Origin of the sequence: Pseudofrankia saprophytica (genome assembly GCF_000235425.2) — a bacterium.
Classification (GTDB): domain Bacteria; phylum Actinomycetota; class Actinomycetes; order Frankiales; family Frankiaceae; genus Pseudofrankia; species Pseudofrankia saprophytica.
On the sequence record NZ_KI912267.1, the window covers coordinates 303,370 to 329,223 of the forward strand.

The following is a 25,854-nucleotide window of genomic DNA, read 5'->3' on the forward strand; positions in this document are numbered from 1 at the left end:
ACGCGGCAGAAAATGACGCAGCGGCACAGGATGCCAACTCTTCGCTATCGTCTGGTAACAGAATGGTGGCGGACTTCCTGTTCAGCTATGTCGACTCGGACCGGCCCTGGGCCGAGTGGCTCGCCTGGGAGCTCGTCGAGGCGGGGTACCTGCCCGCGGTGCGGGCCTGGGATCTCGTTCCTGGTCGGCTGGTCCTCGACTGGGAGAACCAACGGGTGTCCACGGCACGACGCACGCTGGTAGTGCTGTCGCCAGACGCGCTGGACTCGCGAGAACTCGTGGCGCAGTGGGAGGCCGCGTTCAGCGCCGACCCACTGGGAGAGGACCGCCGGCTGGTACCGGTCGTCGTGCGGCGCTGCTCCCCGGCGGGTCTTCTCGGCGGCCGCGTCCCGATCGACCTGGCCGGACTCGACGAGCACGAGGCTCGGGAGAAACTGCTAGCCGGGATCAAGGCGGTGGTGCTGGGCCCTCGTAGGCCGGCCGTGAGACCGCCGTTTCCCAGGCCGGAGCACGAGCGCGCGGGCGGGTCGCGGCCCGGATATCCCGGCGTGCGGCTCCCAGCCGAGATGACGGATCTGCTGGCCAGGGTCGCGCAGGCCTACCGGGAACGCTTCCCAGGCGCGTCGGTCACCCGCGCCGTCGGTCCCGGTGGCCGGGTCCGCTACCTGCGGGTCCGGGCCGACGTCGAGGGCAGGACGCGCCGCTGGCCTGTGGGAGTCCACGATGGCGACCTCGACGAGGCGGCGTTGGCGTCCTTCGTCGACGAGGTGCACACCGTGTACGAGAGACGCATCCCGTACGTCGAATCCGAGCTGGTCCACAGCGGGCGTCTCACCGACGAGGTCCTGGCCGGCAAGGCCCGCAGACATGGGGTGCAGCTGCTCAGCGTCCTCGCCGCGGAGCGAGGCTGGGACCCGACTGGCTACCGCGACCGTCTGGCCGCCAGCCTGGCCGACGACCGGATCTATCCTGCGGACCTGTACGTCCCGCAGCGCTACGCCGTCGTCCGGTTCGGTGAGCCGGAGGCCGAGCCGCCCCGGGACGACGTCCTCGGGACGATCGAAAACTGGCTCGACGTCCGCGACCCCCGGCTCGTGCTCGTGCTCGCCGATTTCGGCCTCGGGAAGACCTTCCTTGCCCGGGAACTGGCCCGCCAGCTCCCGGAGCGGCTGCCGCGGCTGACCCCGATGCTGATCAACCTGCGGGCCTTCGAGAAGAGTCACAGCCTCGACACGGTGCTCGCCGTGCATCTGCAGGAGTCAGGCGAGGACGGGGTGCGCGTCCAGGCGGTGCGGCGGATGCTGGACCGCGGCGAACTGTTGCTGATCTTCGACGGATTCGACGAGCTGGCGGTGCGACTGACCTACGATGCCGCCGCCGACCACCTGCGGATGATCCTCTCGGCGGTGTCCGGCCGCGCGAAGGTGCTGCTGACCAGCAGGACCCAGCATTTCGCCCACGACGACCAGTGGCGTACCCCGCTCGCCGAGCAGGTCGAGCGCGTCCCGGTGGCCCGCACGGTGGTCCGGCTCGCCGACTTCGACGACGCGCAGATCCTGGATTTCCTCACGCGTTCCTTCACCCGGTCGCCCGACCCGGACGAGCCGTCGCCGTGGGAGGCGGCGCGCCAGCGGATGGACCTGCTGGCCGTGGTGCCCGACCTGCGCGGGCTGTCCCGCACACCGCGCATGCTCGAGTTCATCGCCGCCCTGCCCAAGAAGGACCTGGAAGCCGCCCGCTCGGCGGGCGGCATGGTCACCAGGACCGACCTGTACCGGGTGCTCGTCGACCGCTGGCTGGACTTCGAATCCCGGCGGAAGCGCCCCAGTCCCGGTTCCCGGCCCGGCCTGGACATCAGCCAGCTCCGGACGGTGGCGATCGCCATCGCCGAACGGCTCTGGGCCGGCGGCCGGCTGGGCCTGGACCTCGTGGAGCTCGCCGCCGTTGTCGAGGGGGCGCTGCCCGGTCTGGGCACGACGAGCCTGCGGACCGCGGAGGCGGTGTTCTCGGTCGGGTCGGGGAGCCTGCTGGTACGTGATGAGGCCGACCTGTTCTGCTTCCTGCACTCCTCGGTGCTGGAGTTCCTGATCGCCGAGGCCATCGCCCGGCAGTTCGACGCCGACGGCGACAGTGTTCTGGCCCGCGCGGCGGCGATGTCCGAGCTGGTCGTCGACTTCCTCGTCGGCGCCGCGTCCCGTCCGGTGCTGGAACGCTGGGTCCGCGGCGCGCTGGCGGGCCCGCGCGGCGCACCCGGTGCAGCCGGCGCATCCGGCGCCGCGGTCGCCCGTGGGAACGCGCTCGCCGTCGGCAGGCGTCTCGGGATGCCTGTCGGGCGTGACCTGGCCGGGCTGGATCTGCGCGACCTCGACCTGTCCCGCGAGACCCTGCGCCATGCCGACCTGCGCGGCGCCGTCCTCGCGGGGGTGCGCCTGGGCGACGTCGACCTCACCGGCGCCGACCTTCGCGGCGCCGACCTGCGCGGCGCCACGCTGGTGCGCCCTCGCCTCGCCGGAGCCGAGCTCGCGGACAGCCGCTGGCATGGGGCCGCGCTGCTGGCACATGATCTGGACCCCGCGGACCTTCCCGCCGAACTCGCCCCGGCCGCCGTCACCGGTCGCGACGCCGTGGAACCGATGCTCCTGCCCGCGGCGACCGCGATCCTCACGCTTTCCTGGTCCCGCGATGGGAGCCTGGTCGCCGCGACGTGGGGCTCCCAGCTCGTCGTGACCACCGCGGACCTGCGTCCACTGCGCGTGCTGTCCGGCCACCATGGCGGGGTGTTGGCCGCGGCGTTCGCCCCGGACGGCACCACCCTCGCCAGCGCGGGGAACGACCGCACCGTCCGCCTGTGGGACGTCGCCACCGGCCGGGAGACCCGCACCCTCACCGGCCACGGCGATGGGGTGCTGGCGGTGGCGTTCTCCCCGGACGGACGCACCCTCGCCAGCGCGGGGAACGACCGCACCACCCGGCTGTGGGACGTCGCCACCGGCCGGGAGACCCGCACCCTCACCGGCCACCGCGGCGTCGTGCGGTCGGTGGCGTTCTCCCCGGACGGCAACGCCCTCGCCACCGCCGGAAGCGACGCCACCGGGCGGCTCTGGGACCTCGTCACCGGCCAGGAGACCCGCACCCTCACCGGCCACGACGGCGTCGTGTGGTCGGTGGCGTTCTCCCCGGACGGCGACACCCTCGCCACCGCCGACGACGCCGCCGGGCGGCTCTGGGATCTCGTCACCGGCCAGGAGACCCGCACCCTCACCGGCCACCGCGGCGTCGTGTGGTCGGTGGCGTTCTCCCCGGATGGCAACGCCCTCGCCACCGCGGGAGACGACGGCACCGCCCGCCTGTGGGACGTCGCGACCGGCCGGGAGACCCGGACCCTCACCGGCCACCGCGGTGGAGTCCGGTCGGTGGCGTTCACCCCGGACGGGCGCATGCTCGCCACCGCCGCGGACGACGCCACCGGACGGCTCTGGGAGGTGGCCACCGGCCGGGAGATCCGCACCCTCACCGGCCACCAGGACTGGGTGATGTCGGCGGTGTTCGCCCCCGATGGCCGCACCCTCGCCACCTCCGGATGCGACTGCATCGCCCGCCTGTGGGACGTCGCCACCGGCCGGGAGATCCGCACCCTCACCGGCCACCAGGACTGGGTGCGGTCGGCGGCCTTCACCCCGGACGGGCGCATGCTCGCCACCGCCGCGGACGACGGCACCGCCCGCCTGTGGGACGTCGCCACCGGCCGGGAGATCCGCACCCTCACCGGCCACCAGGACTGGGTGCGGTCGGCGGCCTTCACCCCGGACGGGCGCATGCTCGCCACCGCCGGAAGCGACCGCACCACCCGGCTCTGGGACGTCGCCACAGGCCGGGAGATCCGCACCCTCACCGGCCACGGCGGTGGGGTGCTGGCGGTGGCGTTCTCCCCGGACGGCAACACCCTCACCACCGCGGGGAACGACCGCACCGTCCGCCTGTGGGACGTCGCCACCGGCCGGGAGACCCGCACCCTCACCGGCCACCGCGGCGTCGTCTGGTCGGTGGCGTTCTCCCCGGACGGCAACGCCCTCGCCACCGCCGGAAGCGACGGCACCGCGCGCCTCTGGGATCTCGCCACCGGCCAGGAGACCCGCACCTTCAGCGGCCACCGCGGCATCGTCTGGTCGGTGGCGTTCACGCCGGACGGCGGCAGCCTCGCCACCGCGGCGGACGACGGCGTCGCACGGCTCTGGGAGGTGGCCACCGGCCGGGAGATCCGCACGATCGCCGGTCATCAGGACTGGCTGCTCGGGGTGGCGTTCTCTCCGGACGGACGCACCCTCGCCACCGCCGCGGACGACGGCACCGCACGGCTCTGGGACGTCGAGTCGGGGCTGCTGGTCGCCACGTTGACGGGCTTCGGTGACGGTGGTTGGGCGGCGTTGCTACCGGACGGGTCCTACCAGCTGGAGGGCGACGCCGGCGACCGGTTGTGGTGGGTGATGAAGCAGCGACGGTTCGCGCCCGGAGAACTCGATGGGCTGGCTCCCGAGGTCCGCCGGCGTGGGTGGGACGAGCCAATCGCGCGGTAGACGGCGACCAGGCGACGAGACCCGGCGGTCGCGTCGCCCGGCCGGGTATCCGCGTGCTATGACACCGCCCACATCGACAGCCCACGAACAGGCATATTGCGCCCACCGCAACAAGGCTGTTGCGGCGTGAGGGACCAATCCGGGACCGTGCTGTGCCAAACGGCCCGCATCTCTGGCTTTGCCGGTCCCGGAGGCTCCCGTGCAGTTCTCGTTGTTCTATCCCGTGGCCGTCGCCCGTAGCGACCAGCTCGGCACCGGTCTTCTCGGACTCGACAACGCGCTCTATGGCACCGCGATCGCGGAACTCAGGGAACAGGCGGTCTGCGCGGACGAGTACGGCTGGACGTCGCTGATGCTCGCCGAACACCATTTCGAGGTCGAGGGCTACCAGGTGACCCCGAACCCGCTGATGCTCAACGTCTATCTGGCGCAGCACACCACACGGCTGCGCCACGGCCAGATGGGGCTCGTCCTGCCCAACTGGAACCCGCTGCGGCTCGCCGAGGACATCGCGATGGCCGACCACCTGACCGGCGGCCGCCTCGACATCGGGCTCAGCCGCGGCTATCAGACCAGGTCCGTCGGCACGCTGGCCCAGCACCACGGAGTCGGCGCCGCCGGCACCGACCGGGCCGAGGCCGAGGCGCGCAACCGGGAGGTCTTCGAGGAGTGGTTCGAGGTCATGCACCGCTCCTGGACGCGGGACCTGTGGTCGTACTCCGGCGCGTTCATCCAGGTCCCGCCGCCGGGCCTCGCCTGGCCGCACCCGATCTCGGCGCGGCTCGGCGCCGGGATCACCGACGGTGAGGTCACCCAGGTCGCGACGGTTCCCAAACCGCTGCAGACGCCGCACCCGCCGCTGTTCACCACCCTGACGCAGAGCCCACGCACCCTCGACTGGGCGGCCCGGGTGGGCAGCACCATCGTCACGATCGCCACCGATCCGGGGATGACCCGCGGCCTGTTCGAGGCCTACGCGGCGGCGGCCGCGACCCATGGCCGCGAGGTCCGCGTCGGTGAGTACCGCCGCGACGGCGGGGTCGCGCTGTGCAGGATGCTGGCCGTGGGTGCCACGCACGAGGAGGCGTGGGAGACGGCGCGGCAGAGCGTCGTGTTCGCTACCGACTGGCTCGGCGAGTTCGGTTTCTTCGAGGCCTGGCGGCTACCCGGCCAGGTGGGCCCGGTACCTCGCACGCTCGAGCAGATGGTCGCCGCCGGCGCCATCCTCGTCGGCACTCCGGACGAGGTGGGCGAACAGATCGAGAAGCTGCGTGACGCGACGGGCGTCGAGTACATCATCTTTCAGGGCATGGGTGGTCTGGTCGAGCACCAGCGCATGCTCGACACGATCTCGCTGTTCGGCGAACGAGTGATCCCGGCGCTGTCGGCGCGGGAGACGCCACCCGCGAGCGAGATCCCGGCATCGGCGGTGCGCTGATTCTTTTCGGCGAAAAGAGACCGCCGGGCGCTTGGGCGTGCGAGCCTGATCGCACGGGCGAGGTCTTGGTTTCTCGGCCTGGGTTGCGTGCGTGCAATGAATCGTAACGCGTCGGAAACAAACATCCGCTGGAACCCGTCCTTGTCGAAGTCAGCCACTGCGGTATGTGAAGGAGCCATGAGCGTCGACGGACACTCGAGCCGGATGGACGGGGTGCGCTCGGTCGACCGGGCCTTCAACGCGTTGGAACTGCTCGTCGAGGCCGCGCCGCACACGGTGCGAGTGGTGGACGTGGCCGCTCGGATTGGAGCGGATCCGGCGACCGCGTCCCGTCTCCTGGCGACGTTGACCAACCGCGGCTACGCCAGCCGCACGCCGCAGCGGCGCTACACGGTCGGGCCGCGCTCGCTACGGATGGCATCCGGCTGGGTGGAGCGTCTCCAGGTGGCGAGCGCGGGGCCGATGGAGCGGATGTCGCGCGCCACCGGCGAGGTCGTCATGCTCACCCAGTTGCTCGGTACGCACGCCGTGCCCATCGCGAGCCGGGTGCCGCCGGGCCGGGGCGTCGACTCGCTTCCCGCCTTCGACGACGGCATTCCCGGCGACGGTGGCATGGGCGCCGCCTACCCCGTCTGGGCAACGGCGGCCGGGCGCGCGCTGCTCGCCGCCCTGCCGCCGGTGGAACGGCGCCGGGCGTTGCCACTCGAGCCGTATCCCAGCTTCACCGCCCGGACCCCGACCAACTGGCCCGACCTCCGTGACCTGGTGCGGACCGGCGTACGTGACGGCATGCATTTCGAACAGGGTGAGGCGGTCGCCGGACTCTGGTGCTACGCGCTGCCATTACCCCGGGGCACCCAGGGCGAGGTCCTCTCGCTCTCCGTCCTCGCCACCGGCGACCTGAACCCGTCCAGGCATGCCCGCATCCTGCGCGCCCTGCGCGCCGAAAGCCGAACGCTGGGCGACCACATCGCGCTCGTTCCCACCCCGTAACCCCGGCGGCGCTCACGCCGCCCCCGCCAAGAGGTCGGCCGCGGGCTGCCTGAGGCATACCGACTCGACAAGCCCGGCGTCTACCGCCGGCCCGACGTCTACCACCAGCGCCGATCGGGCGTGGTCATGCAGCCCTTCCGCCCGCGAGCGGTTGGTCGGGTAGGCGCCGGTGCTGCATGAGGACATAGAGCGAGTCGTCCCAGCTGAGCCGGCCGCCGGCACGGGTGTGGATCGCGTGAGGCGCCACCTGCCCGACCGCGCCGGCGAGCGTCTCGGCAGGCCGGGCACCCGGGTCGAGACGGGGCGCCGGCAGGAGGACGAATCCATCGATCCCCGGCTCGTCGATCCCCGGCTCGTCGATCTCCCGCTCCGCGGCGGTCGGCCCGGCAGCCCCATGCCCGGCGGAGTCAGTCCGGTCCGCGGCCTCCGGGCCGGTTCCGACGATCTCGCCGCCCGCCCCGCCCGCCCCGCCCGCCCCGCGCACGGCGAGCAGGGTGTCCGCGTCGATGTGCACGGTCAGCGTGTGTACCTGGTCCAGCAGGCCGGGTGCCGGACGACGCAGAAACCCATCCGCCAAGACCACCAGCGCGTCGGCGTCGGCGCGACGGTCGCGCGGCGCGACCACCACTTCTCCATCGGACAACGCCGCCTCGCTCCCGGCCGGCGCAGAGACGTCGTCCAGGCTGGCCCGAGCCGCGTCGATCGCCGCCGCGAGCCGGGCGCCTTCCTGGGCCGTCAGCACCGCTGACAACCGAAACAGGCCATCCGAACGGGTACTCCAGGTCGCCTTCCGCGCCGCCCGCTGCGCGGTGGGGTCGGCCGTCAACTGGTGATACCGCGACGCCAGGCGTTCCAGCTGCCCCGCCGAGCAGTGCAGGGCATGCGCCAGCCAGGTCGACTCCGTATCCGCGTCAGCGACCCGTGCCACGGCGCGCACCTTCGAGTACGACAGCTGTCCCGCCGCGAACGCCGCCCGCACCGCCGGCAGCTTCTCCAGCGCGCGCCCGACCGCCACGTGCTCCTGCGCCGTGCGCACGCTCAGCCCGCACCGCCACGCCAGCCAGTGCCCGCACGACGCCATCCCCAGCCCCGACCAGCCACCCCGGCGGTCGAACTCCGCGAGCAGCAGCAACATCCGACACGTCGCCGCCGCGATCCGCCCCGCCCATCCGCAGATCTCCCGCTCCAGCACCTCCAACGGTGCCGAGTCCGCATCACCCGCCTGGACCGTCACCTCGTCAAAGGCCGCCGGACCAGTCGTCGCCGGACCAGTCGCCGCATCGATCATGAGAGTGGCCATCAAGATCCCCCAGGTCCAAGGGCTGGATCAACCGCACGCCAAGGCTCCCACCCGCCTCCGACAATCTCGGGACGCCGAGCCCTCCCCCGTCAGGTGCTCGCCATGACCGCGTCCACTACCGCGACCGCGACCGCGGCTGCGGCTGCGGCTGCGGCTGCGGCTGGATCTTCGCCGGCTCTCGGGAGGCGACAGGCAGCAAGCCCGGCCGAGCGTGCCGGTCTTCCATCAGCGGCTCTGATCCACCATGCGCCGATCTTCGCGTTCCGCGGAACGCGAGTGGGGCGAGGCAGAGCGCACGGAACCCGGGCCAGGCGGGGTCGGCCGCGGCGCCCTGCGCCTCCACCATGCGCCGATCTTCGCGTTCCGCGGAACGCGAGTGGGGCGAGGCAGAGCGCACGGAACCCGGGCCAGGCGGGGTTGGCCGCGGCGCCCTGCGCCTCCGCCGCCGGAACAGCGCTCGCTCCCGCCGATCGAGCGGCAGCCGGGCGGGCGAGCGGCTGCCGGGCGGGCGAGCAGCGGCCACTACCTCCGCGGAACGATGGTCGGGCGGCGGAGGAGGGCGACTGAGAGAGTAGGAGCCGGGGAACGGACCAGGACGCGCAGGCGGGCTAGGAGCGCGCGCCGGAGGAACGACAGTGGGAACTGGCGGAAAAGGCACCGTGATCACCCTCGCCCTTCCTCGCCCTGAGTTTCCCGGCCCTGAGTTTCCCGCCGTGACCGGAGAGAACGCCGTGACCAGAGAGAACGCCGTGACTGGAAAGAACGAACGGAACGACGTCGACGACTTCGGGGGGATCAGCCGCGGCGGGGCGGTCCTTGTCGTGACGGCCGTGACCATCGCGCACCCCTGGCAGGCGCTCAGGGAGCTGCTCGCGCTCGCCCGTCGCCTGGGCCGCCGCGCGCTCAATCTCGCCATGGCCCCCATCGTGCTCGTGGCCGCGGCCCTCTGGGGGCGCCGAGGAGACCGACGTCCGACCTTCGAGGACTACCTGCATAACGTCCGCGACGAGGTTGACCACCCGCGACCGACATCGACGGTCACGGATACCGAGCTCCCGCAGGCTCCGCCGGGAGACTCGCGGCAGGGGTAGACGTCACCTCGCCGCCGGCCCAATGTCCTCGGTCGAGCGGTCGAGCGGTCGAGCGGTCGAGCGCCGAGCAGCGGAGCCGTGGGGCAAAAGTAGAAAGGCCGGAGGTCGTCCGCAGGCAGCCGGCCCCACCGCCAGGACGCGCGTCAACCGCTCCCGCGGCCGGGCCGGAACCACCAGAGTCAGGTGGCCCGGCTCGCGGAACCGTCGGGCATTGCCGAGGCGGACGCCACTTCGAGGCCGGCTACTTCCCAGCCGGGCTACTTGGCAGCCGAGCGGAGCGCCTCCAGTGCCTCGTCCGCATGCTTGTTCATGGCGAACTCGGACTCGATACGCGCCAGCACCACGCCGTCCGCGCCGAGGACGAAGGTGGCGCGCTTGTTCGGGCCCCGCTTGCGGCGGACGCCGAACGCGTCGGCGATCTTCCGGTCCGTGTCGGCGATGAGTGGGAAACCCAACGAATGCTTCGCGCTGAAGGCCGCCTGCTTCTCGACGTCATCGGCGCTGATTCCGACGAGGCCGGCGCCGACGGCGGCGAACTCATCGGCCAGGTCACGGAAGTGGCAGCTCTCCTTGGTGCATCCGTAGGTCATCGCCGCCGGGTAGAAGAAGACCACCAGTGGCCCCTTGGCCAACAGGTCGGCCAGGCGCAGGGTCGCGCCCGTCTCGTCCACTCCGGACAGATCCTCGATGTGGTCGCCGACGTTCATTTCCGGCTGATCCTCTCCTCATTTGGTCGGCAGCACCGGCCGCCGGACGAGCACTCCGTGTCCGTGCGCCAGTTGTCTGGTCCGGGCCGAGCCACCACACGCCGACGCGGTCCGTCACGGCTCCCGGTGCCGACGCGTCGGGTGGCGGGACGTATCCGTTGGCTCACGGCCTATCAGGTAAGCCCCAGGGCGCGGGCGATGTTCCCAAGCCGCCGGCGTTTCTCGAGCCGCCCGCACGCCTGCATTTCCATTCCGGCGGTGACAACGCCTGGACGCCCCCGGTACCGGCCGTCGCAGCCTCGCGGCCTCGCAGTTTCGCGACCTCGCGCCGCCCGCGGGCCGTCATTCCGGCCGACGGGCCTCGACCAGGAACCGCTGGGCGTGGGTGACGAAGGGACCGTCCTGGCGGATCCGTTCGTGCAGCGCGAACAGTCGGTCCCGGTAGCGGTCGACGGTGAAGCCCGGGATCGTCCAGAGGACCTTGCGCAGGAAGTGGACGACCGCGCCGACGTCGTTGAAGGTGGCGCGTAGCGCCGCCTGGCGCAGGTCGACCACGACGAGCCCGGCCGCCTCGGCCTCCCGGACGGCCCGGTCGGAGCTCCGGGCGTCGCCGATCGGCTGGGGACCCATGAGGAAGTCGATGAGCTCGCGGTTCGAGCCGGCGCCGATCTGCTGGGAGAGGTAGCTTCCCCCGGGCCGCAGCACCCGGGAGATCTCGCTCCACCCGGTGACCACCGGATGCCGGCTCACGATGAGGTCGAAGGATCCGGCGACGAACGGCAGGGCGCCGTCGTCCGCCGCCCCGACCACATGGACCCCGCGGGGGCGCAGCCGGTCCCGGGCGAGCCGCCGGTTTGGCGGCCAGGACTCCGTCGCGGCCAGCCTCGGCGGCACCCGGCCGGCCTGGCCCAGCGCCCAGCCGAACACCTCGCCGCCCCCGGTCTGCACCTCGAGCACGGAGTCGACGGCGCCGATCCGCCCGGCGATGGTCCCGGCGTAGCCCCACGGTGCCCGTTCCTCGGTGGCCCTCCCCGCGAACCAGGAGAAGTCCCACCCCTCGACCGGAACGGACGCGCCTTCCTCGATCAGCTCCTCGAAGGTCCCGAGTCCGTCCACACCGCCCGACGCTACCGAGCGGCGGCACCCCGCGAACCCGGGGCGGCCCTCTCAGGCTGGCTCGCCCGCGACGACGACGCCGTTCTCGTAGGCGAGTACCACGGCCTGGACCCGGTCGCGCAGACCGAGCTTGGTGAGGACGGCGCCCACGTGGCTCTTCACCGTCGCCTCGGTCACGACCAGACGCCCGGCGATCTCGGTGTTCGACAGTCCGCGGGCGATCAGTACCAGCACCTCACGCTCGCGTGGCGTCAGGGCGTCGAGCAGGCCGGGCGGCGTTGGCGGCGTGGGCGGCCGAGCGCGCGCGGCGAACGTCTCGACCAACCGCCGGGTGATGGCGGGCGACAGCAGCGCGTCGCCGGCGTTCAGCACGCGGATCGCCTCGATCAGGCGTTCGCGGGAGGCGTCCTTGAGCAGGAACCCGGCCGCGCCCGCGCGCAGCGCGCCGAACACGTACTCGTCCAGGTCGAAGGTGGTCAGGATGAGCACCCGCGGCGGTGGGGTGAGCCCGCCGGCGGTCAGGCGGGCGGTGGTCTCCACGCCGTCCATGCGCGGCATGCGGATGTCGAGCAGGACGACGTCGGGCCGCAGCTCCTGAGCGCGTGCGAGCGCCTCCTGGCCATCCGCCGCCTCGCCGACCACCTCGAAGTCGTCCTGGGCCTCGAGAATCAACCGCAGGCCTATCCGGATCAGCTCCTGGTCGTCCACGATCAACAGGCGGATGCTCATCCGGTACTCGTTTCCGGGAGGCGGACGGCGACGCGGAACCCGCCGCCGGGGCGGGGCCCGAACGCCAGCTCGCCGCCCAGCACGGCGGCCCGCTCCCGCATCCCGATGAGACCGTGCCCGGCCGGGCCGACGGTCACGGGCGCGTTCCCAGGCGCGTTCCCGGGCACGTTTTCGGGGACGGCCACGGGGGCGTTTGCGGCGGCGCCGAACGCCGCCGCCCGCATCGGCTCGGTGGCCGTCCCGTCGTTGACCACCTCGATGTCGATGCCTTGGTCACCATAGGCGAGTCCGACCGTGACCTGGCTCGGGTGCGCGTGCTTCACGGCGTTGGTCAGCGCCTCCTCGATGATGCGGTAGGCGGACAGCTCCAGCCCTCCGGGCAGCGGGCGCCGCTCCCCCGTCACCCGCAGCTCGACGGGGATCCCCGCGGCACCGTACTCGGCTACGAGCCCGTCCAGGTCTCCCAGGCAGGGGGCGGGTCGGGAGTCGGCGGGCGTTCCCGGGGCGCGTAGCACGGTCAGCATCCGGCGGAGCTCGGTGAGGCTCTGCTCTCCGCTGGTCTCGACCCGTGCCAGCGTGTCGTCGGCCCGGTCCGGTGAGGTGCGCAGCACGTCCCGGGCGCCGCGCACGCCGAGCAGCATCACGGTCACCGAATGGGCGACGATGTCGTGCAGCTCGCGGGCGATCGACGCGCGTTCCTCGTGGGCCGCGATCCGGGCGAGCTGGTCCCGCTCGCGCTGGAGATGGCGGGCGCGTTCCTCGAGTGCCCGGACGTAGCGCCGGCGGGTCCGCGCGTAGCAGCCCAGCGCCAGGGCACCCGCCGTCACCGGGACGGAGACGATGGACCACACCGCGAGCAGTACCGAGGTCGGCACGAAGGCGACGAGCCCGAGCCGCCAGTCGTCACGTTCGCCGATCGAGTAGAGCGCCACCAGGACGGGCACCCCGGCCGGCGCGTCCCCGGTGGCCATGAGAGTCCCGGCCAGGGCGAGCGTCGCGAGAAGCACCAGCCACGGTGCTCGGCGGCGGGCCGTGAGCAGGGCACCGGAGCCGACCGCCAGCAGCACCGTCGACACGCGCGCGGTGTGGCCGTCGTCGAGGAGGAGGCTGAGCTCGGCGACCGTGGCGGCCACCGCGACGAGGAGATCGAAGGCCAGCGCGCGCCGGTTGCGGGGGCCGTCCTCCCGCGCGTCGCGCGGTGCCAGGACGGCCGCCCGTACCCGTGCCCAGACGGGGCTCCACCCCTCGTGGTCCCGCCTCCGCCGCGGCCCAGCCTCCTCGGCGGTCATGCCAGGTCGCGGCGACGTTCGCCGGCCAGCGCCGCGGCCAGGAGCCCCACCGTCCACGTGCCCAGGACGATCGCGGCCGCGAGCAGGGAGATCCGGTCCGGCCCGTGGGACATGCGGGTCAGCACCGCGACCGCGCCGAGCGGCGTGTAGTCCGACCCGCCCGCCCGGACGAGATCGATCATCGGGTTCACGACGAAGGTCAGGACCAGCGCACCCACTACGGCCAGGACCTGGTTGCGGATCAGCGCCCCGACGGCCACACCGATCAGCACCGCCAGCACCGAGGACGCCAGCAGTCCCACCGCGACACCGGCCGCCTCACCGGCGCCCAGCGCGGGCCCGGGCTGCCGGGCCAGCAACGGCAGGCCCGCGCCGAGCGACACCCCCGCCATCAGCAGCCCGACGGCCAGGCCGGCGACCGCGTAGGCCGCGGCGCGCCCGAGCAGCAGCAGGGCCCGGGAGGCGCCGGAGGCGAGCGCCGCCGGGGCGGCGGTGCGGTGGCGGTACTCGCCGGCGGCGCCGACCGCGCCGAGCAGGAGCAACAGGATCGGCATGCCGGAGAGGGCCTCCTCCTTCTCCCCCACCTCGTCGAGCGTCCCCGAGGCAACAGCGACGAGCACGACGTTGGCGGCCGTCAGGACGACCGAGGCAGCCGCGAAGGCCGGCGCCGTGCGCGTGCTCAGAATTTTGATCAGCTCACCGCGGACCAGCCGGTTCATGCGTCCCGCGCTCCGGTCAGGTTAAGGAAAATGTCCTCGAGCGACGACCCCCGCGCGGTGAGGGCACCGATCGGGCCCTCATGCGCGACACGTCCCCGGTGGATGACGATGACGTCGTCGACCAGCCGCTCGGCATCGAGTAGCGAGTGGCTGGAGAGCAGGACGGTGCGGCCGGCGTCCGCCCGTTCCCGCAGCAGGGTCCGCAGCCACCGGATCCCATGCGGGTCCAGCCCGTTCGTCGGTTCGTCCAGCATCAGGATGTCCGGATCCGCCAGCAGCGCCGCCGCGAGCCCGAGCCGCTGGCGCATACCGAGCGAGTACTTTCCGACCGGGCGGCGGGCGTCCCGCTCCAGGCCGACCAGCGTGAGCACCTCGGACACCCGCGTTCGGGGCAGCCCGGCCACGGCCGCCAGCGAGCGCAGGTGCGCGTGGGCCGTGCGGCCCGGATGGGCGCCGCAGGGCTCGATGAGGACCCCCAGCGTGCGCGCGTCCCCGGTGCGCGCCGACCGGCCGTGCAGCAGCACCTTCCCGGCGTTCGCCCTGGCCAGTCCACTGATCACCTTGAGTACCGTGGTCTTCCCGGCGCCATTGGGACCGAAAAAGCCGGTGATGGCGCCGCTACGCACGCTGAAGGACACATCCTCGATCGCGGCACGCCCGCCGTAGCGTTTCGTCAGCCCTTCGGCGGCTATCGCGGCCTCGGTCGTGGCGGCCGCGGGCGATTCAGCCGTTCGTGAGATTTCCATGGTCGGAAGAATCCAGCCGGGCGATCTCGCGGTCATCGGTACGCGGACTGATCTCTGGATTCGACCGCGGGCGGAGGCCCGGCGGCGGCCGCTGCGCCCAGGGACGGAGACGGGCGGGCGACGCGGCGCGATCGGCGCGAACAGACCGGGCCGCACGCTGTCTGTCAAAATCTACACATCTGTGGTAATTCGCGTGACTAATGACCTGAGGATGGGGAAGAGAAACAGCATTGAGTGCCCGCGGGACGACGCGGACGACGAAGGAGCGCAACGCCATGCGGCGACACCTGCACGATGGTCGGCCCGATCTGGACCAGGCATCTCCCGAGCAGCCTCGCGGCGGCCCGGTCGCCGGCGGCCCGGCCCGGCTGCGCCCAACCCCCGGCCGCGCTCCGGCCCGCGCCGCGACGAGCTCTCGGACCGACACCGTCGCGAGAACGGGCGATGCCGACACCGTCGCCGGAGGCACCGTCGACGGGCACAGCGTCAACGGACACAGCGTCAACGGACACGGGGACGGGGACGACGTCGAGGTCGGTCGTCGCTCCGTCGACGAGCCCGACGGCCGCCAGCTTCTCGCCCTGGTCGACGGCGTCCCCGACTACGACTATGTCGCCCATACGGCCACGTTGCGCGGAGTCGTGCGGCAGCGTCTCGTCACCCGGGCGCTACGTACCCATCTGCCGCCCGCCCCCGCCCGCATCGTCGACGTCGGCGGCGGGACCGGCGTCCAGGCGCTCGCGCTGGCCAGCCTCGGCTACGAGGTGACCGTCTGCGAACCGGATCGGCGGATGATGGCCGAGGCCACCCACGCCGTCGCCGCCGCGCCCCGGGCCGTCCGGGACCGGATCCAGCTCGTCCAGGGCGATGGCCTCGACGTGGCCAACCTGGTGGGACGCGACTTCGACGCGGCCCTCTGCCACGGGGTCATCATGTTCATCCCGGAGCCGGAGGAGCTCCTGCGCGTCCTCGTCGACGTGACCCGGCCGGGCGGCACGATCTCGGTCGTCGGCAAGAACGGCCCTGCCCTGGCGCTGCGCGCCGGCCTGCAGGGGCGCTGGAGCGATGTGCTGGAGCAGCTCGCGGACGCCGGCGCCGGCGATTCCGGCGCCCCCGGCCGGGCGCCCGGCGACCATCACGACCGTGATGACCAGGCGGCGCGCCGTGACACCGACGGCACGCACCCCGGGCCCGTCGTGCTCGGCCCGGCCCCGACCAACCGCGGCGACGACCCGTCCCACGTCCGGGCCGTGCTCGCCGCCGAGGGCGCCGAACCGCTCGCCTGGTACGGGATCAGGACGTTCACCGACCACCTGGCCGACGAGCCCCCCGGTGCCGACCTCGACGAGGTCGTCGACGCCGAATGGCTCGCGGGCTCCCGCGACCCCTATCGGCAGCTTGCCCGCCTGGTCCATCTCGTCCACCGCCGCCGGCCCTGAACCGCCGATCGCGACCTCGGCCGCGGCGACTCGGGGCGCCGCGGCCGGCCGGACGGCACGAAGCCGCCGGCACCGGTCGTCAGCCGGTCGACATGTCTTATCAGCATGGTGACAATGCCGCTCCGGGCGGAGGGCAACGCTTTACGGTCGGCGTTGTGAAGCAGCAGAAGGTCATCGTCGTCACCGGGGCGAACGGCGGTATCGGTGCAGCGGCTGCGCGCGAGCTGGCGCGGCAGGGGCACCGACTGGCGCTGATCGGACTCGAGCGGGCGGACACCGAGCGGATCGCGGCAGAGCTCGGGGCGACGGCATACGTCGCGGATTTCTCCTCGTTCGCGCAGGTGCGCGAGCTGGGCCGGCGGCTGCTGGCCGACCTGCCACGCATCGACGTCCTGGTGAACAACGCCGGGATGATGAGCGGCGCGCGGCGCGCGGTCACCGAGGACGGCAACGAGTGGACCCTGCAGGTCAACCACCTCGCGCCGTTTCTCCTGACCCAGCTGCTCGCGCCGCGCCTCGCCGAGTGGGACGGCCGGGTGGTCGTCACGGCCAGCCTGATGAGCAGCAGCCGACTCGCCCGTTTCGATCCCGAACGGATGGTCAACGGCCGCCGCTATCGGGCGCTCGACGCGTATGCCGCCTCAAAGCTGGCGAACATCGCGTTCGCCGCCGAGATGCCCGAACGAATTGGCGGGGTCCGGGCGGTGTCGTTTCATCCGGGCATCGTGCGCACGAACTTCGGGGCCGAGGGCCCGATGTTCGTGCGCACGTTCATGCGCTCCCCGTTCCGCGCGCTCCTGCGCTCGCCCGAGCAGGCCGCCGACACGCTGGTGTGGCTCGCCACCGTCGAGGGCACGCGGCTCGTCGACGGCGCCTACTACTTCGACCGCCGTCCGGCCCAGCCGAACCCGCTCGTGTTCGACCGCCGGTTCCGGCGCGCCCTGTGGCGGCGTACGTCCGAGCTGGTGAACGCGACTGGGGCGCACGCGCCCATGGCCGAGGCCGGCCAGGTCAACGCGGCGTCGGCGGCCGCGGCGCTGACCGATGCGGCCCACACAGCCAGGTTGGACGCGGCCCGGTTCGAGGCCGTCCGGCTGGACGCGGTGAGCGCGGCGCTGGCCAACGTTCGGCAACGTGCCGGCGAACCCGACTCGCTGACCGCCGGCGCTCTCTGAGACGGACGAGGGGCCCGGGGGCGGCTTTCGCCGCCCCCGGGCCCCTCGTCGACTGCTGCGCCGGCTACGCGGCCGCCGCGTGCTTCGCGGCGTAGCGACGGGCCCACTCGGCGCGGGGGACGATGGCCGTCTCCACGTCGGTGGCGGTCGCGCGCAGAGCGCCGACCGTGGCCTTCTCCTTCGGGATCTGCGCGAACGTGTCCCAGTTGAAGAAGCGGGAGGCGTTCTCCCAGGTGATCTTGTTGATGTCCGCGTCGTCGGCGCCGGCGTTGTTCAGCTCGTTCAGGACGAACTCGGGAGCGGTCGGCCAGATCGAGTCGGAGTGCGGGTAGTCGCACTCCCAGGCGATGTTGTCGATGCCGATCTCGTGGCGCAGCTTCAGCGTGGTCGGGTCGGTGACGTAGCAGGCCAGCGTGTGCTCGCGGAAGACCTCGCTCGGCAGCCTTCCGCCGAAGTCCCGGCGCAGCCAGCGCTGGTTCGTGTAATGGCGGTCGCAGCGGTCCAGGTAGAACGGGATCCAGCCGATGCCGCCCTCGGAGAACGCGAACTTCAGGTCGGGGTAGGAGCGCATCGCCGGGCCCCACAGGACGTCCTGCGCGGCCAGCGCCGAGATCTGGCAGGCCAGGATGATCAGGTTGTCGATCGGCGCGTCCGGCGCGCCCTTGATGGCGCCGAAGCCCTGGCCGATGTGCAGGCACCAGACCAGGCCGGTGTCGGACATCGCCTTGAAGACCGGGCCCCAGTAGTCGATGTCGTGGTAGCTCGGCAGGCCTTCGAGGTGGGGCTGCTCGGGCATCGTGACGGCCTTGACCCCGCGGGCGGCGACCCGGTGGATCTCGTTGACCATCAGCTGCGGGTCCCAGGTCGGCACCAGCGCGATCGGGATGAACCGGCCCGGGTAGGCGCCCGCCCAGCCGTCGACGTGCCAGTCGTTGTACGCCTCGATCATCGAGACGGTGATCTCGTCCTTGTAGTGGGTGAGATGACCGGCAGAGAAGCCCGTGAAGGTCGGGAAGCACATCGAGGCGAGGATGCCGTTGCGGTCCATGTCGCGGACGCGGGCGTGGATGTCGTAGGCGCCGGGACGCATCTCGGCGAAGCTCGCCGGGTTCTTGTCCCACTCCTCGGCGGGCCAGGAGACGACGGCGTTCAGGCCGGAGACGCCGGTCGGGCGGCCGCGGTAGATCCACCGCTCGATGCCGTCCTCGCCCTTCTCGACGTGCGGCGCGAGGTCCGCCCACTTCGCCGGCACACGGCCGTCGAACATGTCCGGCGGCTCGACCACATGATCATCGATGCTGACCAGGATCATCTCGTCGATGTTCATCTGGCACTTACCTCCTCAAACGCGGGGCGACGGGGCCAGGCGGCTGGGCACGGAAGAACATCGGCCTGTGCCTGACCCTCAGCTAGTTGTACGCTTCGTCACCATGTCCGTCTCCGCACGTTCGGCCAGGAATCCCACCGAAACGGCCACGGACCAGGCTACGGCACAAATCGTCGACGCGAGGTGGCTGGCCGAAAGCCCGCGGTCACGGTTCTCGCCGGGACCACCCACCACCGACCAGGGGCGGATCCACCGTGGCACGGTCGACCTGCGCCAGGGTGGGGCCGCGCTTGGCGGCGGCTACCAGTACGAGGGCGAGCGGCTGGTCACCGGCTGGCACTCACACGACATGCACCAGATCGAGTACGGCGTCTCCGGCGTCGTCGAGGTGGAGACCGCCGCCGGCCACTACCTGCTGCCGCCGCAGCAGGCCGCCTGGATCCCGGCGGGCCTGGAGCACCAGGCGACGATGAACGCCGCGGTGCGCACGGTGTCGGTGATGTTCGACCCGCGCATCGTGCCGTACCCCGGCGACCGGGCCCGCATCCTCGCGGTCTCCCCGTTGATCCGGGAGATGATGCTCTACGCCCTGCGCTGGCCGATCTCGCGGCCCGAGTCCAACGAGGTCTCCGACGGGTTCTTCCGGACGCTCGCCCACCTGGTCGCCGAGTCGCTCGATCACGAGGAGCCGCTGAGCCTGCCGACCTCGACCGACCCGGTGGTGGCGGCGGCGATGGTCTACACCCGCGAGCATCTCGACACGGTCACCGCGGCCGCGGTGAGCCATGCGATCGGGGTGTCCGAGCGGACGCTGCGCCGCCAGTTCGCCGCCGAGCTGGGCATGCCCTGGCGCGGCTACCTGCTACAGGCCCGGCTGCTGCGGGCGATGGCGCTGCTCGCCGAGCCGGGCCCTTCGGTGCTGGACGTGTCGCTGGCGGTCGGCTTCGAGAACGTCAGCGCCTTCGCCCGCGCGTTCGCCCAGCGCTGCGGCGAGACCCCGTCGGCCTACCGCCGCCGCGTGGCCGGCGCGCCAGGCTGATCACGCGCCAGGCTGATCACGGGCCCGGCAGGGTTATCTGGACCTCCGGGCTGGCGGCGATCGACGGGGCGCTGGTGTCGGCGATCCGGCGCGCGACGCGCCACCACAGGGCCAGCTGGGCGAGTGCGAGCAGGATGGCGAACGGGAACAACGTCCACGCTCCCGCGACCTGCAGCAGCGTGCCGGCCAACCAGGGCAGCAGTGCGCCGCCCACCAGCCCGCCGGCGGTGAGCACCCCGATGGCGGTCGGCACGAGGCCCGCGGAGGTCAGGCGCGGCGTGACCGCCATGGCCGTCGGGAAGATCGGGCCGAGGAAGAAGCCGAGCAGCAGGAACGCGGCGCTCGCCAGGCCCGCCGTGCCCGGCGCCGCCCACGCGAGCACGCCCGCGACCGTCGTCCCGGCCATGCACGCGTACATCAGGCCGGTCTGGGTCAGCCGCAGCCGGGCGGTGACCGGGGTGGTGAGGAACCGGCCGGCGGTGAGGCCGAGCCAGTACCCGCTGGTCGTGTAGCCCGCCAGCAGGCCGGAAACGGACCGTTCCTCGACAAGGTAGGTATAACCCCAGTTTCCGACGGCGATCTCCAGGCCGACGTAGACGGCCAGCATGCCCGCGCCGAGCAGCACCGCCGGCTGGCGCAGCACCGCGGGAAGGCCAGCGGCCGGCCGCCCGCCGCCGCCCGCCGCTGACCCGGTCGACCCGTCCGGGGGTGCGGACGCGGTCAGCAGCGGGTCGGCGGCGGGTGCCGGGAAGGTGACGGCGGCGGCCAGGAGTGTCGGCGCGGTGACGACCGCGAGCACCAGCATCACGGTCGGCCAGCCGGTGAACGTCAGCAGCCACGCCGCGAGCAGCGGGCCGATCAGCGCGCCGACGCCGAAGAAGGCGTGCAACCGGTTGAGCAACGCCGTCGACCCCGGCCGAGCGGTGAGGTAGACGTTCAGGACGCATTCCAGCAGGCCCGTCGCGAAGCCCATGAGCAGCGACAGCACGACGAACACGAGGAAGGGCGGCCGCGTCGAGGTGAAGAGCCACGCACACAGGAGCAGCGCGCCGAAGCCGAGCAGCATGCGCCGGGTACCGAGCCGGCCGACGATGGGTCCGGTCAGCGAGCTGGCGATGACGTAGCCGGCCGCGCTGGTGAAGAACGTCGCGCCGATCGTCGCCTCGTCCACGCCGTAGTCGGCCATCTGCGCCGGCAGCAGCACGCCGCCGACGCCGGCGGAGATACCGAACACCACGAACAGCGCATAGGAGACGGCCACCGACGCCAGCCGCGTCGCCGACCACTTCTCCGCGACGGTGGCACTCGCGGCGGTGGCCCCGGTCCCGCCCTCTGTCCCAGCCGCGGCTATGACGACTCCCTCGCGCGTCCGCCGGCCGGGCCCGGCCGGCGACGCCGCCCGCGGAAACCGGCCTGTAACGAGTTCACCATCACGGCCGGGCCCCGTGGCGGATTCGAGTGCGAGCACCGCCTCGATGATCACCAGATCGTCCCTGAGACCGTCTGTGAGCGCGCCCGGCCACCGGGTTAAATTCCACCGTGCCGTCAACGAGACTGTCCAGAACGCTCTTGTCCCGGCTGTCGAACGGACACGCCCTGGTCGCGCTCGCGATTGCCGCGGTCGTTCTGCCCGTCGTGGCGGCCGGATGCGCAAAAGGGAAGGCACCCGCTTCTTTTCCCTATCTCGACCCGGCGGTGCCGGTCGACCAGCGGGTTTCCGACCTGCTCGGCCGGATGACGCTGGACGAGAAGGTCGGCCAGATGACGCAGGCCGACCGTGGCGCCGTCGCCAAGGACCCGTCCATGGTCACGTCACTCGGGCTCGGCTCGGTGCTGTCCGGTCCGGCCCTGGTGCCAGCCGACGACACCCCGTCCGCCTGGGCCAACCTGGTCGACGGCCTCCAGTCGCGCGCGCTCACCACCAGGCTGCGGATTCCGCTGCTGTACGGCACCGACTCGGTGCACGGGGACAACAACCTCATCGGCGCCACGATCTTCCCGCACAACATCGCGATGGGCGCGACCCGCGACCCGGACCTCGTCCGCGAGGCGGCGCGGGTCACCGCCACCGAGACCAGGGCGACCGGCCCGCAGTGGGTCTTCGCGCCCTGCCTGTGCGTCTCCCGCGACCTGCGCTGGGGCCGCACCTACGAGAGCTTCGGCGAGGACCCGAACCTCGTCATCCAGATGGAGACGGTCCTGGAAGGTCTCCAGGGCAAGGGCACCGGGGATCTCGCCGACCCGACGCGCGTTCTCGCCACCGCCAAACACTTCGCGGGCGACGGCGACACCGCCTACGGGACGTCCACCAGTTTCGCGTACACCATCGACCAGGGCGTCACGGTCACCGACCGCGCCCACTTCGACCAGGTCGACCTCGCGCCCTACGTGACGGCCGTCGAGAAGTACCACGTCGGCAGCATCATGCCGTCGTACTCCAGCGTCGACTGGACGGAGGACGGCGTCGGCAACCCGGTGCGGATGAGCGCGAACAAGGAGCTGCTCACCGACGTCCTCAAGGAGAAGATCGGGTTCGACGGGTTCCTCGTCAGCGACCTGATGGCGATCCAGCAGCTCCCCGGTGACTACGCCGCCCAGGTCCGTGCCGGCGTCAATGCCGGGATCGACATGTTCATGGAACCCAACAGCGCGCCGCGGTTCGCCCGGACGCTGCTGGACGAGGTACGGGCCGGGCGGGTCCCGATGTCGCGCATCGACGACGCGGTGGGCCGGATCCTCACGGCCAAGTTCGAGCTGGGCCTCTTCGAGCGTCCCTTCACCAACCGCGGGAACATCGGCACGGTCGGCTCGCCAGAGCACCGCGCCGTCGCCCGCCGGGCCGTCGCCGCGTCGCAGGTGCTCCTGAAGAACGACGGCGACACGCTGCCGCTGCGGTCCTCCCAGCGCGTCTACGTGGCCGGGGTGAACGCGAGCGACCTCGGCAACCAGGCGGGCGGCTGGACCGCCACCTGGCAGGGAGCCCCCGGGAACACCATCCCCGGGACCACGATCCTGCAGGGCGTTCAGCATTACGCAGCGAACGTGACCTACAGCGCCGACGCGTCCGCGCCGACCGCGGGCCACGACGTCGGCGTCGTCGTCATCGGCGAGACTCCGTACGCGGAGGGGTTGGGCGACGTCGGCAACGGCCACACGCTGAACCTGTCCGGCACCGACCGCGCGAACATCGACCACGTGTGCGGCGCCATCAGCACCTGCGTCGTCCTGGACGTCGCCGGCCGCCCGCAGATCGTCACCGACGAGCTCGCGAAGATGGACGCGTTCGTCATGTCGTGGCTGCCGGGCAGCGAGGGCGCCGGCGTCGCCGACACCCTGTTCGGCGACCGCCCCTACTCCGGTCGCCTCCCGGTCACCTGGCCGCGCGCCGAGTCCCAGGAACCCATCAACATCGGCGACAAGGACTACGACCCGCTCTTCCCCTACGACTACGGCCTGACCACCGCCCGTCGCTGACCGGGCGGCTGTCAGTTCGTCGTGGCGCCGCCGTTGAGGTTGATGGTCTGCCCGGTCAGCCAGGACGCCTCCGGGGAGGCGAGGAAGACGACCGCGGCGCCCACGTCCTCGGGGGTGCCGAGGCGCTTCGCCGGGACCGAGGCCGCCAGGTGGGCGGTGACCGACGCGTCGCCCCGGGCCGCGTTGTTCATCAGTCCGAGGGCCAGGCTGTTCGCCGTCACGCCCTGGGCCGCGACCTCCTGGGAGAGGTGCCGGATGAAGCCCTCGATGCCGCTCTTGCCGGTGCCATAGACCGCGACGCCGATGTTCAGGCCCGTGCGGCCGGCGCCGGAGGAGATCTGCACGATCCGTCCCCAGCCCGCCGTGCACATGTCCTCGAGCACGGCGTGAATGCAGTGCAGCGAGCCGTAGATGTTCAGGTCGATCGGCCCACGCCACCGGGCCGGGTCGAGCTGGCGGAACGGGACGGCTCCCATGTCCGGGTGAATGCCGGCATTGTTCACCAGGATGTCGACGGGCCGGCCGACCTCGGCCCGGATCCGCGCCACCGCCGCCCGCACCGCGTCGGCGTCCAGGACATCGAACGCGATCGCGATCGCCGTCCCGCCGGCCGCCTCGATCTCCTTGCGCGTGGCCTCGGCCCGCTCGAGAGAAAGATCGTTCACGGCGACCATGGCCCCCTGGGCGGCTAACGCGCGCGCCGCGCCCGCGCCCATGTTCTGCCCAGCCCCGGTCACCAGCGCCACATGCCCCGCCAGTTCGAACATCCCGCACCTCTCCCCTACTAGAACTCTGTTCTCGCCGCCCGCTTCGGAGAAGGGTACGGTGCCCCGATGATTGGGCGCGAGGAACGGCGGGCCACGCAGGTGCCGTCGATAGAGAACTGGAACCGGCTTCTTGAAGGGCGGGTCGCCGTGGTCACCGGGGGTGGCGACGGGATCGGCGGCGCCATCGCTCGGCTGTTCGCCGAGCATGGCGCTCTCGTCGAGGTCGCCGAGATCGACCCGGAGCGGGCCGAACGGTTACGCGCCGAGGTGACGGGTGCGGGCGGGACGGTACGCGCGCACGTTGTCGACGTCAGGGCCGAGCAGGACGTGGCACGGCTGGCGGACACGGTGCTCTCCGAGCACGGGCGGGTCGACGTGCTGGTGAACAACGTCGGCGACTACCGGCCGCTGGCGCGGTTCCCCCAGTCGTCGACCGAGTCGTGGCGGCAGATGTACGAGACCAACCTGCTGCACGTCTTCGCCGTCACGCGCGCGTTCATCCCGTCGATGATGGAGCGGCGTAGCGGGAGCATCGTCAACATCCACTCGGTCGAGGGGATGCGCGGCTACCCGGGTGACCCGGTCTACGGCGCCATGAAGGCCGGCGCAGCCCATTTCACGACCGGCCTGGCGGTGACCATGGGCCGCCACGGCATCCGGGTCAACGGAATCGGCCCCGACCTCACCCAGACGCCACAGGTCGACTACCTCACCGGCTACGAGGACCACGACGACCTCTGGGCCTCCTGGGCGCCCGTCGGTCGGCTCGGCTGGCCCGAGGACCAGGCCCGCGTCGCGCTCTTCCTCGCCAGCGACCTCTCGTCGTTCGTCACCGGCCACAACATCCCCGTCGACGGCGGCACGAAGGCCGGCGCCGGCTGGTTCTACTCGCCGAAGGAAGGCCGCTTCGTCAACCGCCCCAGACACCTGTGACCGGGCGGCACAGCCGCCAGCACGGGGCAGGCCCGCCTAGTTCTCAGGGGTGCCGGCGGGGGTGAGGTCACCGGCGCGGGCGGACTCGCGTGCACGGGCGGCCTGCATGGTCTGGTCGATGAGGACGGCGATGGTCATCGGGCCGACGCCGCCGGGGACCGGGGTGATGTAGGCGGCGCGCTCCGCGGCCGGGGCGTATTCGACATCGCCCTGGTTGTCGGCGTAGCCGGCGTCGACGACCACGGCGCCGGGCTTGATCCAGTCACCCTTGATCAGGGCCGGACGACCGACGGCGGCGACGACGACATCGGCACGGGCGACGTGGTCGGCCAGGTCCGCGGTGCGGGAGTGGCAGTAGGTGACGGTGGCGTTGCGGGCCAGCAGCAGCATGCCGACCGGCTTGCCGAGGATGGGGCTGCGCCCGACGACGACGGCGTGCTTGCCGGCCAGCGGAATGTCGTAGGCGTCGATCAACGCCATGATCCCGCCCGGCGTGGCCGACCGGAAGCCGCCCTCGTCGAACGCCATCATCGCGAACGACGTCCTCGTGACGCCGTCGACGTCCTTCGACGGGGCGATCGCCTCGAAGGCCGCCCGCTCGTCGATCTGGTCAGGCACCGGGTGCTGCAGCAGGATGCCGTCGACCTCCGGGTCGGCGGACAGCTCCCGGATCGCCTCGATCAGGGTCTCCGTCGAGATCGACGCGTCCAGCTCCAGGCGGCGCGACTGCATGCCGACCTTGGCGCAGCGGTTCGCCTTCATCCGGACATAGGTGCGGGAGGCCGGATCGTCGCCGACGAGCACCGTCGCGAGCACCGGGACGCGGCCGTGGGCGGTGACGAACTCGGTCACCTCCCGCTCGACGCGATCAAGAATCGCCGTCGACTGGGCCCTGCCGTCAAGGATCTGCGCGGTCATACGGTCTCGGTCTCCTGGGAGTCGGTCCTGGCGCCGGGCGCGCCGCGATGCCAGGCTACGGCGCGGGCGAGCACCAGGCG

Annotated in this window: 20 protein-coding genes; 9 read left to right on the forward strand and 11 right to left on the reverse strand. The window is 72.2% G+C overall.

Translation table 11 applies throughout. The features are described 5' to 3' along the window. Positions 1–62: 62 nt before the first annotated feature. The 3 genes from FRCN3DRAFT_RS47870 to FRCN3DRAFT_RS0235825 all read left to right on the forward strand — a co-directional run bounded on the left by FRCN3DRAFT_RS47870 (position 63) and on the right by FRCN3DRAFT_RS0235825 (position 7,005). A complete protein-coding gene (locus tag FRCN3DRAFT_RS47870; RefSeq protein WP_051467407.1) occupies positions 63–4,574 on the forward strand; it encodes a TIR domain-containing protein in 4,512 nt (1,503 codons plus the stop codon). A 199-nt stretch (positions 4,575–4,773) separates the two neighbouring features. Further along, positions 4,774–6,012, forward strand: a complete 1,239-nt coding sequence (locus FRCN3DRAFT_RS50200; protein ID WP_007514232.1) for an LLM class flavin-dependent oxidoreductase — start codon at positions 4,774–4,776, stop codon at positions 6,010–6,012. A gap of 177 nt (positions 6,013–6,189) precedes the next feature. Then, complete coding sequence (locus tag FRCN3DRAFT_RS0235825) at positions 6,190–7,005, forward strand: IclR family transcriptional regulator (RefSeq protein ID WP_027141246.1); 816 nt, start codon at positions 6,190–6,192, stop codon at positions 7,003–7,005. A 124-nt stretch (positions 7,006–7,129) separates the two neighbouring features. Here FRCN3DRAFT_RS0235825 and FRCN3DRAFT_RS52210 read toward each other — a convergent pair whose 3' ends face one another. Beyond that, complete coding sequence (locus FRCN3DRAFT_RS52210; RefSeq protein WP_083401508.1) at positions 7,130–8,293, reverse strand: DUF222 domain-containing protein; 1,164 nt, start codon at positions 8,291–8,293, stop codon at positions 7,130–7,132. Between the two features lie 761 nt (positions 8,294–9,054). Here FRCN3DRAFT_RS52210 and FRCN3DRAFT_RS0235835 point away from each other — a divergent pair. Then, entirely contained in the window at positions 9,055–9,396 is a 342-nt protein-coding gene (locus FRCN3DRAFT_RS0235835) for a hypothetical protein (protein WP_131803477.1), read from the forward strand. A 257-nt stretch (positions 9,397–9,653) separates the two neighbouring features. Here FRCN3DRAFT_RS0235835 and FRCN3DRAFT_RS0235840 read toward each other — a convergent pair whose 3' ends face one another. The 6 genes from FRCN3DRAFT_RS0235840 to FRCN3DRAFT_RS0235865 all read right to left on the reverse strand — a co-directional run bounded on the left by FRCN3DRAFT_RS0235840 (position 9,654) and on the right by FRCN3DRAFT_RS0235865 (position 14,702). After that, a complete protein-coding gene (locus tag FRCN3DRAFT_RS0235840; RefSeq protein WP_007514236.1) occupies positions 9,654–10,103 on the reverse strand; it encodes a peroxiredoxin in 450 nt (149 codons plus the stop codon). A gap of 342 nt (positions 10,104–10,445) precedes the next feature. Further along, entirely contained in the window at positions 10,446–11,219 is a 774-nt protein-coding gene (locus tag FRCN3DRAFT_RS0235845; RefSeq protein ID WP_007514237.1) for a class I SAM-dependent methyltransferase, read from the reverse strand. Positions 11,220–11,270: 51 nt separating this feature from the next. Continuing rightward, the gene (locus tag FRCN3DRAFT_RS0235850) at positions 11,271–11,948 is read right to left on the reverse strand and encodes a response regulator (RefSeq protein WP_007514238.1); all 678 of its coding nucleotides are present in this window, start codon (positions 11,946–11,948) and stop codon (positions 11,271–11,273) included. After that, the gene (locus FRCN3DRAFT_RS0235855) at positions 11,945–13,237 is read right to left on the reverse strand and encodes a sensor histidine kinase (RefSeq protein WP_007514239.1); all 1,293 of its coding nucleotides are present in this window, start codon (positions 13,235–13,237) and stop codon (positions 11,945–11,947) included. The genes FRCN3DRAFT_RS0235850 and FRCN3DRAFT_RS0235855 overlap by 4 nt, the downstream gene beginning before the upstream one ends. Further along, positions 13,234–13,956, reverse strand: a complete 723-nt coding sequence (locus FRCN3DRAFT_RS0235860; RefSeq protein WP_007514240.1) for a hypothetical protein — start codon at positions 13,954–13,956, stop codon at positions 13,234–13,236. Before FRCN3DRAFT_RS0235860 ends, FRCN3DRAFT_RS0235855 begins: the two co-directional genes overlap by 4 nt. Continuing rightward, a complete protein-coding gene (locus FRCN3DRAFT_RS0235865; RefSeq protein WP_007514241.1) occupies positions 13,953–14,702 on the reverse strand; it encodes an ABC transporter ATP-binding protein in 750 nt (249 codons plus the stop codon). The genes FRCN3DRAFT_RS0235860 and FRCN3DRAFT_RS0235865 overlap by 4 nt, the downstream gene beginning before the upstream one ends. Before the next feature lie 275 nt (positions 14,703–14,977). Between FRCN3DRAFT_RS0235865 and FRCN3DRAFT_RS47885 the strand changes: the two genes are divergently transcribed. After that, the gene (locus tag FRCN3DRAFT_RS47885) at positions 14,978–16,141 is read left to right on the forward strand and encodes a methyltransferase domain-containing protein (protein ID WP_007514242.1); all 1,164 of its coding nucleotides are present in this window, start codon (positions 14,978–14,980) and stop codon (positions 16,139–16,141) included. A gap of 155 nt (positions 16,142–16,296) precedes the next feature. Further along, positions 16,297–17,316: an SDR family NAD(P)-dependent oxidoreductase gene (locus FRCN3DRAFT_RS47890; protein ID WP_063630330.1), complete on the forward strand. Its 1,020-nt coding sequence runs from the start codon at positions 16,297–16,299 to the stop codon at positions 17,314–17,316. 64 nt (positions 17,317–17,380) lie between these two features. Here FRCN3DRAFT_RS47890 and FRCN3DRAFT_RS0235880 read toward each other — a convergent pair whose 3' ends face one another. Further along, complete coding sequence (locus FRCN3DRAFT_RS0235880; protein ID WP_007514244.1) at positions 17,381–18,643, reverse strand: amidohydrolase family protein; 1,263 nt, start codon at positions 18,641–18,643, stop codon at positions 17,381–17,383. A 103-nt stretch (positions 18,644–18,746) separates the two neighbouring features. Here FRCN3DRAFT_RS0235880 and FRCN3DRAFT_RS47895 point away from each other — a divergent pair, with 103 nt between their 5' ends. Beyond that, positions 18,747–19,682, forward strand: coding sequence for an AraC family transcriptional regulator (locus FRCN3DRAFT_RS47895; RefSeq protein WP_007514245.1), 936 nt, complete (start codon positions 18,747–18,749; stop codon positions 19,680–19,682). A 16-nt stretch (positions 19,683–19,698) separates the two neighbouring features. Here FRCN3DRAFT_RS47895 and FRCN3DRAFT_RS0235890 read toward each other — a convergent pair whose 3' ends face one another. Next, on the reverse strand, positions 19,699–21,165 hold the full coding sequence (locus tag FRCN3DRAFT_RS0235890) for an MFS transporter (RefSeq protein ID WP_007514246.1): 1,467 nt from the start codon (positions 21,163–21,165) through the stop codon (positions 19,699–19,701). 56 nt (positions 21,166–21,221) lie between these two features. Between FRCN3DRAFT_RS0235890 and FRCN3DRAFT_RS0235895 the strand changes: the two genes are divergently transcribed. Beyond that, positions 21,222–23,156 carry a glycoside hydrolase family 3 protein gene (locus FRCN3DRAFT_RS0235895; protein WP_007514247.1) on the forward strand — a complete coding sequence of 645 codons (1,935 nt, stop codon included), beginning with the start codon at positions 21,222–21,224 and terminating at the stop codon, positions 23,154–23,156. Between the two features lie 11 nt (positions 23,157–23,167). Here the strand turns inward: FRCN3DRAFT_RS0235895 and FRCN3DRAFT_RS0235900 are convergent, their stop codons facing one another. Continuing rightward, complete coding sequence (locus FRCN3DRAFT_RS0235900) at positions 23,168–23,923, reverse strand: SDR family NAD(P)-dependent oxidoreductase (protein ID WP_007514248.1); 756 nt, start codon at positions 23,921–23,923, stop codon at positions 23,168–23,170. A 66-nt stretch (positions 23,924–23,989) separates the two neighbouring features. Between FRCN3DRAFT_RS0235900 and FRCN3DRAFT_RS0235905 the strand changes: the two genes are divergently transcribed. Beyond that, the gene (locus FRCN3DRAFT_RS0235905) at positions 23,990–24,856 is read left to right on the forward strand and encodes an SDR family NAD(P)-dependent oxidoreductase (RefSeq protein WP_007514249.1); all 867 of its coding nucleotides are present in this window, start codon (positions 23,990–23,992) and stop codon (positions 24,854–24,856) included. A gap of 36 nt (positions 24,857–24,892) precedes the next feature. Here the strand turns inward: FRCN3DRAFT_RS0235905 and FRCN3DRAFT_RS0235910 are convergent, their stop codons facing one another. After that, positions 24,893–25,774, reverse strand: a complete 882-nt coding sequence (locus FRCN3DRAFT_RS0235910; protein ID WP_007514250.1) for a bifunctional 5,10-methylenetetrahydrofolate dehydrogenase/5,10-methenyltetrahydrofolate cyclohydrolase — start codon at positions 25,772–25,774, stop codon at positions 24,893–24,895. Positions 25,775–25,854 lie beyond the last annotated feature (80 nt).

Coding starts and splice junctions, on each gene's coding strand:
- FRCN3DRAFT_RS0235910 (WP_007514250.1), bottom strand. CDS start 25,774: ATGACCGCGCAGATCCTTGACGGCAGGGCCCAGTCGACGGCGATTCTT.
- FRCN3DRAFT_RS47870 (WP_051467407.1), top strand. CDS start 63: ATGGTGGCGGACTTCCTGTTCAGCTATGTCGACTCGGACCGGCCCTGG.
- FRCN3DRAFT_RS0235900 (WP_007514248.1), bottom strand. CDS start 23,923: ATGTTCGAACTGGCGGGGCATGTGGCGCTGGTGACCGGGGCTGGGCAG.
- FRCN3DRAFT_RS0235850 (WP_007514238.1), bottom strand. CDS start 11,948: ATGAGCATCCGCCTGTTGATCGTGGACGACCAGGAGCTGATCCGGATA.
- FRCN3DRAFT_RS47895 (WP_007514245.1), top strand. CDS start 18,747: ATGTCCGTCTCCGCACGTTCGGCCAGGAATCCCACCGAAACGGCCACG.
- FRCN3DRAFT_RS0235825 (WP_027141246.1), top strand. CDS start 6,190: ATGAGCGTCGACGGACACTCGAGCCGGATGGACGGGGTGCGCTCGGTC.
- FRCN3DRAFT_RS0235855 (WP_007514239.1), bottom strand. CDS start 13,237: ATGACCGCCGAGGAGGCTGGGCCGCGGCGGAGGCGGGACCACGAGGGG.
- FRCN3DRAFT_RS47885 (WP_007514242.1), top strand. CDS start 14,978: ATGCGGCGACACCTGCACGATGGTCGGCCCGATCTGGACCAGGCATCT.
- FRCN3DRAFT_RS0235860 (WP_007514240.1), bottom strand. CDS start 13,956: ATGAACCGGCTGGTCCGCGGTGAGCTGATCAAAATTCTGAGCACGCGC.
- FRCN3DRAFT_RS0235865 (WP_007514241.1), bottom strand. CDS start 14,702: ATGGAAATCTCACGAACGGCTGAATCGCCCGCGGCCGCCACGACCGAG.
- FRCN3DRAFT_RS0235905 (WP_007514249.1), top strand. CDS start 23,990: ATGATTGGGCGCGAGGAACGGCGGGCCACGCAGGTGCCGTCGATAGAG.
- FRCN3DRAFT_RS0235840 (WP_007514236.1), bottom strand. CDS start 10,103: ATGAACGTCGGCGACCACATCGAGGATCTGTCCGGAGTGGACGAGACG.
- FRCN3DRAFT_RS52210 (WP_083401508.1), bottom strand. CDS start 8,293: ATGATCGATGCGGCGACTGGTCCGGCGACGACTGGTCCGGCGGCCTTT.
- FRCN3DRAFT_RS0235880 (WP_007514244.1), bottom strand. CDS start 18,643: ATGAACATCGACGAGATGATCCTGGTCAGCATCGATGATCATGTGGTC.